Annotated in this window: 4 protein-coding genes and 1 pseudogene; all 5 read right to left on the bottom strand. The window is 44.8% G+C overall.

Annotated features, from left to right (window positions below):
- A pseudogene (locus tag CV945_RS16665) lies at positions 1-297 on the bottom strand (zinc ribbon domain-containing protein); the annotation flags it as partial.
- Between the two features lie 61 nt (positions 298-358).
- Positions 359-1,024 (bottom strand): type 1 glutamine amidotransferase domain-containing protein, encoded by a 666-nt coding sequence (locus tag CV945_RS16660; RefSeq protein WP_100660186.1) that lies wholly within the window; start codon positions 1,022-1,024, stop codon positions 359-361.
- A gap of 50 nt (positions 1,025-1,074) precedes the next feature.
- Entirely contained in the window at positions 1,075-1,260 is a 186-nt protein-coding gene (locus tag CV945_RS17945) for a PD-(D/E)XK nuclease family transposase (protein ID WP_080729623.1), read from the bottom strand.
- Positions 1,261-1,466: 206 nt separating this feature from the next.
- On the bottom strand, positions 1,467-1,922 hold the full coding sequence (locus CV945_RS16650) for a PIN domain-containing protein (RefSeq protein WP_063211092.1): 456 nt from the start codon (positions 1,920-1,922) through the stop codon (positions 1,467-1,469).
- On the bottom strand, positions 1,915-2,205 hold the full coding sequence (locus CV945_RS16645) for a hypothetical protein (protein WP_033010796.1): 291 nt from the start codon (positions 2,203-2,205) through the stop codon (positions 1,915-1,917). The genes CV945_RS16650 and CV945_RS16645 overlap by 8 nt, the downstream gene beginning before the upstream one ends.
- Positions 2,206-2,440 lie beyond the last annotated feature (235 nt).

The following is a 2,440-nucleotide window of genomic DNA, read 5'->3' as shown; positions in this document are numbered from 1 at the left end:
AACGATGTACTCTATTCCTTTTCGTTGAAGGTTCATAGCACCAATGCGGTCATCGTTTGAGGTATATCCGCATGTTCGACAACAAAAGGTGTGTGTACGTTTCTTTCGATTGGCTTTTTCCGTATGACCACACTTTGGACATGTCAAAGAGGTGTCATGCGGAGCAACCACCATCACTTTTGACCCATGCAAACGTGCCTTATACTCTAACAGTTGACGGAACTGATAGAACGCCCACGATACGGTTTCATATCGGTCATGGATACGTACACGTTCTGTTTTTTCACGAATGCCTGATGAAGAAAGGGTGCCCCGTTCTCTTGGGACACCCCTTTGCCGCACATTCAGCCTTTATCGCTCACGCCTGCTCTTCCAGCGCGGCGACGACTTTTTCCGCCGTGCTTCGGCTTGATTGCGGATTTTGCCCGGTGATCAAGTTACCGTCGCGCACCGAGAAATCGGTCCACTTCTCGCCGCGGACGAAATTCGCCCCGCGCAGGCGCAGCGTCGACTCGAGCAAAAACGGCATATGCACATCAAGCCCGACTTCACGCTCTTCTTCATCCGTAAATGACGTGACCGTTTTTCCTTTCACAATCGGCGTGCCGTCTTTGTATGTGGCGTTCACCAGCCCTGACGGACCGTGGCAGACAGCGGCGATGATGCGCCCGTCTTCGGCAAACTGCTGCAAGACGTATTGGAGCGTTTCATTGTCGGGAAAATCGAACATCGTCCCGTGTCCACCGGGAAGGAAAATGGCGTCAAACCCGTGTGCATCGTCCTTGCTTAAACGTGTTGTGTTCTTCAGCACTGCTTCCGCCTCCGCCCAAGACGGGTCTTTTTCATTGATGCTGCGCGGGTCAAGCGGCACCTCGCCGCCTTGAATGCTCGCCACTTTCACGTCATACCCTTTTTCTTTAAATACCAAATACGGTACGGCAAACTCCTCAAGCCAAAGCCCGGTTTTATGGTCGTCGGTGATCGTCGTATGGTTCGTCACCACCATGAGCACTCGTTTCGTCATGCGGCAGCCCTCCTTTAGGTTTTGGAATGTTCTCTACTACTCATCATACTTTATGTTGGGCAAAAGAGGAAAAAATATGCTTTGTGAAATGGAAAAGGAATGAATCGCTTAAGATACGTGCCTGTCACGCCCAGGATGACGATCATAATCGTCGGTGGAAGTGCGGCATACCGTTGTCCTTGCAAAAGAGAGGACGAAAACAGCCGCGCCCAATAGTACAACAGGCGTTCTGACATACTATACTGAAGGAAGAAGAGAAATGCAAATGTAGAAATATGGGTTTGTAAGGAAAAGTAAGGAGAGAACGATCGGTGAGCATAGGAGAGTATAATGTTTCTTTGAAAAACTCACCATCGCAAAAAGCTTGCGTGACAAAGACATTGAATTAGAAGACAGCATCATGCACATGTTTCGAAAAAGGTCTAAATGAATTGCAACGGTCTTATAACAGCTTATTAAGAAATTTTTGCAAGTCTTCTGGATCTTGAATAGGATTCACATAATTCAATCCCCATTTTTGCAAACGTACAAAATCTTTATCATTATTGCTAAACAATGTCATTCCTTTTGCAATCGCTGTAGCAGCAATAAGCGCATCCCCTGCTTTTAATGTTTTTCCGGTTTCCATCTTACATTTTCTTCGTAATTCCGCTGCTTTTTCTGCTATTTCGAAGTCCACGTTGTATAGCGTTGATGCCCGAATATAGCTGTATCGCTTATGACGAATGGCTTCGTTCGTTTCTACCTTTTCATATGAAAGAAACTCCATCGCAACAACGCTAGACATTGCGATTTCAAAACCATCGTTTAACAGTTGGGTGAAGAGGTGTTTCACTGGCTCATAGCCCAAATAATGATAAACATAAATGTTATTATCAATAAGTGCGATATTACTCAAGCTCATTATTCCTCCATTCTTCTTCCCGATTAGCCATCTTAAGCAACTCTTTTACATTTTCACCAGCGAGAACGGCACTACCTGCTAAGCTTTCAAAAGCTTTCACTTTATCCTCGGTACTCAACGGTTTCGGCTTCACGATCAATTTATCTGTTTGTTCTTCAATAACAGTCAACTGCAATAAATTCGCTTCCTGTAACGCCCGCTTAACTAATTGAAAAATATGCACGTAGTCGTGGCGCTCATCTTCATTATGATTTTTTAAAATGTCTACATTTCCCATTGCTATCCCTCGCTTTCTGTATATTTTTATTATACCATCTGTAGATGAGCAAATTCACTGACATAAATTGACAACTAAACAAAAAAGGAGACATGAACCCGATTCCTTGGTTAGAATAGATGTATCACCAACTATCCACAAGGAGGTTCATGTCTCATGAATAGATTAGCACATCACCAAGGAATCCACAAGTTTTTCTTCACGCTGGGGTTGACGCTGCAGCTTTCCAAACCGG

Origin of the sequence: Geobacillus sp. Manikaran-105, assembly GCF_002809955.1 — a bacterium.
Classification (GTDB): Bacteria; Bacillota; Bacilli; order Bacillales; family Anoxybacillaceae; genus Geobacillus; species Geobacillus thermophilus.
This window is presented reverse-complemented; position numbering and strand designations above follow the sequence as displayed.